Genomic DNA, 6,638 nt, shown 5'->3' on the forward strand with positions numbered 1-6,638 from the left:
TAGACGCTGACGCGGCCGATCGGGTCTTCACCAACCGATCAGGTGACCCAATGTTGCGGAGCAACTTCCGGCGCCAGGTGTGGCGGCCCGCGCTGCCGCCCGGCGCGCCGCGGGCATGCGGGCCGCCTGGTCGGTGGTACGCGCGCGGCCGGCCGCCCGGCTCGGCATCGTGGCGGTGGCGGTCGGCCACCTGGTCATGGTCGCGGTGATGGTGATGACCCCGGTGCGCCTGCACGAGTGGCACGACGACGCCGACGTGCTGCGGGTGGTCGGTCTCGTGCTGAGCCTGCACATCGCCGGCATGTACGCCCTCGCCCCGGTGGCGGGTTGGCTCACCGACCGGGTCGGCCGCCGGGCGGTGATCCTCGGCGGCGTCGGGCTGCTGCTCGCGGCGTGCGCGGTCGCCGGCACGGCCGGGCACCACACGGCCCGGCTCTCGGCCGGGTTGTTCCTGCTCGGCCTGGGCTGGTCGGGGACCATGGTCGCGGGCTCGACGCTGCTGTCGGAGTCGGTGCCGGTGGGGATCCGGCCGAGCGTCCAGGGTCTTTCCGACCTGACCATGGGGCTGGCCGGCGCCGCCGCCGGGGCGGTGAGCGGGTTTGTCGTGGAGGCGGCCGGTTATCCGGTGCTTACCCTGCTCGCGGCGGTCGCGGTGGTGCCCCTGGTGACGCTAGCGTTGCGGCCGGTGCCGGTGGGGGCACCGGACGAGGAGGACTGATCACGTGCGGCTGACCGACTTCTGGTCCCGGCTGGAGGAGGCGTTCGGCCCCGGCTACGCGGCCAGCATCGCCCGCGACCAGGTGCTCTCGCAGCTCGGTGGGCGCACCATCGAACAGGCCCTGGCGTCGGGTGAGCAGACCCACGTGGTGTGGCGCGCGGTCTGCGCCGCCTATCCCGACCGGGTGCCCGCGCGACTACGCTGAGCAGCCGGTTCGCGGCTTCCGCGTGTCGCTTGTCGCCTCGTACACCTGTTCGGCTATTGTCCACAGCGGGGTGCTCGTCCACAGCTCACGGCCGGTCGGCTGGTTTTCTGTCGGACCCAGCGCCTAGCGTGTCCGCGTGACGCGAAGCTCAGGAAAGACGCCGGCGAAGGCAGGGGTGGCAAACATGGCCGCAGGGCCCGACCGGGAGAAGGCACTCGACCTTGCTCTCGCACAGATCGACAAGCAGTTCGGCAAGGGTTCGGTGATGCGGCTGGGGGAGCGGCCGGTCATCCAGACCTCGGTGATCCCGACGGGTTCGATCGCGCTCGACGTGGCGCTCGGCGTGGGCGGTCTGCCCCGGGGCCGGGTCGTCGAGATCTACGGTCCCGAGTCCAGCGGTAAGACCACGGTGGCCCTGCACGCGGTGGCGAACGCCCAGCGGGCCGGCGGCATCGCCGCCTTCGTCGACGCCGAGCACGCGCTCGACCCGGAATACGCCAAGGCCCTCGGCGTCGACACCGACGCCCTGCTGGTCTCCCAGCCGGACACCGGCGAGCAGGCGCTGGAGATCGCGGACATGCTGGTCCGCTCCGGCGCGATCGACATCATCGTCATCGACTCGGTGGCCGCGCTGGTGCCGCGCGCCGAGATCGAGGGCGAGATGGGCGACAGCCACGTGGGTCTCCAGGCCCGGCTGATGAGCCAGGCGCTGCGGAAGATCACCGGTGTGCTCAACAACACCGGCACCACGGCCATCTTCATCAACCAGCTCCGCGAGAAGATCGGCGTGATGTTCGGCAGCCCCGAGACCACCACGGGTGGCCGGGCGCTGAAGTTCTACGCCTCGGTCCGGCTCGACGTGCGCCGCATCGAGAGCCTCAAGGACGGCACCGACGTGGTCGGTAACCGCACCCGGGTCAAGGTCGTGAAGAACAAGGTCGCCGCGCCGTTCAAGCAGGCCGAGTTCGACATCATGTACGGCAAGGGCATCTCCCGCGAGGGCTCGCTGATCGACGTCGGCGTCGAGCAGGCGATCATCCGCAAGTCCGGCGCCTGGTACACCTACGACGGCGACCAGCTGGGCCAGGGCAAGGAGAAGGCCCGCGAGTTCCTCCGGGAGAACCCGGACGTCGCCGCCGAGATCGAGAAGAAGATCCTGGAGAAGCTCGGCGTCGGGGTCGGCGCGGGCGACGCCGCCGGTGGCCCGGAGCTGCCGCCGGTCGACTTCTGACCGGTCCCTGACCCGTGGCAGGACGACGCGCCCGCACCGGGCGGGGCTGGGATGCCAGCCCCGCCCGCGCGGGTGACGACAGCGCGCCCCGGCCCCGCCGGGCCCGGCGCGGCCGGACCGACGACACCGACCCCGAGGCGCCCCCGGCCCCACCGCGCGACGAGGCCGAGCTGGCGCGGGAGATCTGCCTGCGCCAGCTCGCCGTCCGGCCCCGCACCCGGGCCGAGCTGGCCGGGGCGCTGGCGAAGCGGGGCATCTCCGACGAGGTCTCGGCGGAGGTGCTCGACCGCTACGACGAGGTCGGCATCATCGACGACGCCGCGTTCGCCCGGGCGTGGGTGGCCAGCCGGCACTCCGGCCGGGGCCTGGCCCGCCGGGCCCTCGCCAACGAGCTGCGCCAGCGCGGGGTGGACGGCGAGGTCGCGAGCGAGGCGCTGGGCGAGCTCGACGAGGAGACCGAGGCCGAAACCGCCCGCGCCCTGGTCGAGCGCAAGCTGCGCACCGCCCGGGGCGAGCCGGACGCGGTCTTCCGGCGGCTGGTGGCCATGCTGGCCCGCAAGGGCTACCCGCCGGGCGTGGCGATCCGGGCGGTGAAGGACGCGCTCGCCGCGCAGAGCGCAGAGGCGGCTGAGTTCGCCGAGCAGATCGACGCCGACGCGCTCGCCGACGCCGAGGGCGAGCTGGACCGGGACAGCCGCGCCCTCGGGTGAGCCGGGGCGGCGGGACTCGGCGCTGGAGGCGTGTCGCGACGTCGTCCGCCGAGCCTGGCTGCGGGAGGCTTCCATGCTGAAGCGGGTCGGAGGGAGGCTTCCATGCTGAAGGCGTGCCTCAACGGGGCCCGGGGGCGTGACGAGCATCCGGCGGTGCCGGTCACCCCGGCCGAGCTGGCGGCCGACGCGGCCCGCTGCGCGGGGCTCGGTGCCGGCGCGGTGCACGTGCACCCCCGGGACGCCGCCGGCCGGGAGTCCCTGCACCCGTCGGTGGTCGCCGCCGCGCTCGACGCGATCCGGGCCGCCCGGCCGGGGCTGCCGGTCGGGGTGAGCACCGGGGCCTGGATCGCGCCGGAGCCGGCCGCCCGGGTGGCCGCCGTCCGGGCCTGGCGGGTGCTGCCCGACTTCGCCTCGGTCAACGCGCACGAGCCAGGCGCGGAGGCGGTGGCGGCGGCGCTGCACGAGCGGGGCGTCATGGTCGAGGCGGGGCTCTGGACGGTCGACGCGGTGGGGGCGTACGCACGCTGGCGGGTGCCGGCCGGGCGGATCCTGATCGAGTGCATGGCCGAGGATCCGGTGGTGGCGCTGGCGGAGGGGGCCGCGATGCTGGCGGCGCTGCCGCCCCCTGCGGCCGGAGGCCCGCCGATCCTGCTGCACGCCGAGGGGCCGGCGACCTGGGCGGTGCTGACCGAGGCGGTGCGCCGGGGGCTGCACAGCCGCGTCGGGCTGGAGGACACGCTGTCGCTGCCCGACGGCTCGACCGCGCCCGACAACGCCGCACTGGTGACGGCGGCGCTGGCCGCAGGCGCCCACTGACCCGCCCGGCCCCAGAACCAGCCGTCTCCGGCCCGTCGCCCTGTCGTCCGCCGGCCTATGGCCCCGCCCGCCGGCCCGGCCCCCCACGGCGTGCCGACCTCGCCCGGCCCCACCGCCCCGCGCCGGCCCCACGGCGTGCCGGCCTGGCCCGGCGCCTGCACCGTGCGCCGGCCCCGCCGGCCCGGCTGGTGCTCATGATCGGTTGACGGGGACCCGGCCCCGGACGCCCCGAACCACCGGTTCGGCGACACACGATCAAGGCGGTGACGCACGCGCGGCTGCCGCTGGGCTCCGGTGCCGCCCTGGGGGGCCGACGGTTGCGTCACAGCCCGCCGGGCGGACGGCCGGGGCGCGTGCGTCCGCAGGGTCGGGCTGAGCAGGGCCGACGTGCCGGGCGACCGGGTCCGCTGCCGTTTTGTCTGCCGGTGTCCGAGCGTGCATCAGCGGTGCGTGACGCGGCAACTTCTCTCCGTTCGGGGGGTTTGATCATGAGTTCTTGACCAGAGCACCCCGGGAGACCTAGCCTCGCCATACAGGCTCAACTTGCCCGACCAAGCGCAGGCTAAGCGCACAACATAGATCGCGTAACGGAACAGCATCACTTTGACCGATCCGATCGGTCATTGGCGGCAGTTCGGACTGGCCGGTCCGGCGCTGGCGCGACAACTGCACCCGGCCGTCGGCGATGCTCCCGTGTGGGCACCGCCGACGGAAGCTACCCCACGGCCAGTCGCTCCGGTCGGGCGTCCACAGCCGCAGGGTGCGTGCCCATCGGCACGGTCGCTGCGGTCCCGACGTTCAGGGGAGGCGGCCATGGCGAGGCGGCGCAGTTCCACCGGGGTGCCGACATGAGCACGCCGGTCGCCGGGCAGGGGCCCGTGGGCATCGGGCGGGCCGGGGCGCCGGCATGAGCGGGTTCGACGTCGTGATCCTCGCCGTGGTGCTGGTCCTGACCGTGGTCGTGCTCGGGGCGGTGCTGCTCGGCGTACGGGCGCTGCGTCGGTTCAATGCGGCGCCGGCGCCCGAGGATCCCGCCTTCATCGCCGAGAAGGACCGGCAGGAGCAGTCCCTCGCGGCCCTGCGCACCGCCGCCGACGAGGCCAACAGCACGATCGACGTGGCGAAGTCGGCCGCCGCGGCGGCGCGCGCCGAGGCGGCCGCCGCGAAGGCCGAGGCGAAGGCGGCCCGGGCGGAGGCACGCCGGGTGCTCGACGACGCCCGGGCGGAGGCCGACACCGTTCTGGAACGGGCCCACAAGCAGGCCGAGGCCGACGCGGAGCAGTTGCGGGCCACCGCCCGGCGCAGCGGCGAGCGGGAGGTCGCGGTGCTCGCGGCCACCACCCGGGAACAGGCGGCCGAGGTGGAGCGGCGGGCGGCCCGGATGGACGAGCGCGAGCGGCTGCACACCGAGGAGGTGGAGCGGCTCGCCGAGCGGGAGCGGCAGCTCACCGCCGCCAGCGCGGCCCTGTCGGCCCGCGAGGCCGCGCTCGCCCGGCGCGAGGCCGAGCTGGCCGAGGCGGAGGAGCAGCGGCGCCGCGAACTGGAGCGGGTCGCCGGCCTCACCGCCGACGCGGCCCGGGCGGAGCTGATCGAGGCGATCGAGGTCCAGGCCAAGCGGGAGGCCGCGCTGCTGGTGCGGGACATCGAGTCCGACGCCCGTGGCACCGCCGAGCAGCGCGCCCGGCACATCGTCGTGGACGCCATCCAGCGGGTCGCCAGCGAGCAGACCGCAGAAAGCGTGGTCAGCGTCCTGCACCTGCCCGGCGACGAGATGAAGGGGCGGATCATCGGCCGGGAGGGCCGCAACATCCGCGCCTTCGAGTCGGTCACCGGCGTCAACCTGATCATCGACGACACCCCCGAGGCGGTGCTGCTCTCCTGCTTCGACCCGGTGCGCCGGGAGGTCGGCCGGCTGACGCTGGAGAAGCTGGTCCTGGACGGGCGGATCCATCCGCACCGCATCGAGGAGGTCTACGACCTGGCCCGGCACGAGGTGGAGGAGCTCTGCCAGCGGGCCGCCGAGGACGCCCTGGTCGAGGTCGGCATCACCGAGATCCACCCGGAGCTGGTCACCCTGCTCGGCCGGCTGCGCTACCGGACGTCGTACGGGCAGAACGTGCTCAAGCACCTGGTGGAGACCGCGCACATCGCCGGCATCATGGCCGCCGAGTTGCGGCTGGACGTGCCGCTCATCAAGCGTTCGGCGTTCCTGCACGACATCGGCAAGGCGCTCACCCACGAGGTGGAGGGCAGCCACGCCATCATCGGTGCCGACCTGGCCCGCAAGTACGGCGAGAGCGAGGACGTCGTCCACGCCATCGAGGCGCACCACAACGAGGTGCCGCCGCAGACCATCGAGGCCGTCCTCACCCAGGCGTCCGACGCCTGCTCCGGGGGTCGGCCTGGGGCCCGGCGGGAGAGCCTGGAGGCGTACGTCAAGCGGCTGGAGCGGATCGAGGAGATCGCGGCTGGCAAGCTCGGCGTGGAGAAGGTCTTCGCCATGCAGGCGGGCCGGGAGATCCGGGTGATGGTCAAGCCGGACGACGTGGACGACATCGGCGCGGCCGTGCTGGCCCGGGACGTGGCCAAGCAGATCGAGGAGGAGCTGACCTATCCGGGGCAGATCCGGGTGACCGTGGTCCGCGAGTCCCGGGTCACCGAGATCGCCCGCTGACCGAGCGGTGCGGTGAGGGCTCGGTGAGGGTCACCGAGCCGCGACGCGGCCCCTCAGCCGCGCCCACCGCCCGCCCGAGCGAGGGGCCGTACCGTCCCTGTCCGCGCGGGGCTCGTCGGATCCGAGGCTGTCCACGGACGGCACCGGCGCCGCCTGCTGACGGCGCAACGCGAAGGGCCGGCCCGATGAGGCGGTTTCTAGGGGTCGTCGCAACACGTGGTTTGTTGATCAGGCCGCGAGTAGTTTATGCAGGCGCTCGGCTGGGGTTTCCCAGCCGAGCGTTT

General features: G+C 74.1%; 5 protein-coding genes and 1 pseudogene. All 6 read left to right on the forward strand.

The features are described 5' to 3' along the window. Window positions 1–88: 88 nt before the first annotated feature. Window positions 89–718, forward strand: a pseudogene (locus tag AB0G13_RS33450) (MFS transporter); the annotation flags it as partial. Window positions 719–722: 4 nt separating this feature from the next. Then, window positions 723–923, forward strand: a complete 201-nt coding sequence (locus tag AB0G13_RS33455) for a DUF3046 domain-containing protein (protein ID WP_357883307.1) — start codon at window positions 723–725, stop codon at window positions 921–923. Window positions 924–1,107: 184 nt separating this feature from the next. After that, on the forward strand, window positions 1,108–2,154 hold the full coding sequence (gene recA, locus AB0G13_RS33460) for a recombinase RecA (protein ID WP_132342456.1): 1,047 nt from the start codon (window positions 1,108–1,110) through the stop codon (window positions 2,152–2,154). A 14-nt stretch (window positions 2,155–2,168) separates the two neighbouring features. Then, the gene (locus tag AB0G13_RS33465; protein ID WP_357883311.1) at window positions 2,169–2,864 is read left to right on the forward strand and encodes a regulatory protein RecX; all 696 of its coding nucleotides are present in this window, start codon (window positions 2,169–2,171) and stop codon (window positions 2,862–2,864) included. Window positions 2,865–2,966: 102 nt separating this feature from the next. Next, the gene (locus AB0G13_RS33470; protein WP_357883314.1) at window positions 2,967–3,680 is read left to right on the forward strand and encodes a 3-keto-5-aminohexanoate cleavage protein; all 714 of its coding nucleotides are present in this window, start codon (window positions 2,967–2,969) and stop codon (window positions 3,678–3,680) included. A gap of 907 nt (window positions 3,681–4,587) precedes the next feature. Further along, window positions 4,588–6,354, forward strand: a complete 1,767-nt coding sequence (gene rny / locus AB0G13_RS33475) for a ribonuclease Y (RefSeq protein ID WP_357883317.1) — start codon at window positions 4,588–4,590, stop codon at window positions 6,352–6,354. Window positions 6,355–6,638: the final 284 nt, after the last annotated feature.

Origin of the sequence: Micromonospora sp. NPDC023633, assembly GCF_040640035.1 — a bacterium.
Classification (GTDB): Bacteria; Actinomycetota; Actinomycetes; order Mycobacteriales; family Micromonosporaceae; genus Micromonospora.

Coding starts and splice junctions, on each gene's coding strand:
- rny (WP_357883317.1), top strand. CDS start 4,588: ATGAGCGGGTTCGACGTCGTGATCCTCGCCGTGGTGCTGGTCCTGACC.
- recA (WP_132342456.1), top strand. CDS start 1,108: ATGGCCGCAGGGCCCGACCGGGAGAAGGCACTCGACCTTGCTCTCGCA.
- AB0G13_RS33470 (WP_357883314.1), top strand. CDS start 2,967: ATGCTGAAGGCGTGCCTCAACGGGGCCCGGGGGCGTGACGAGCATCCG.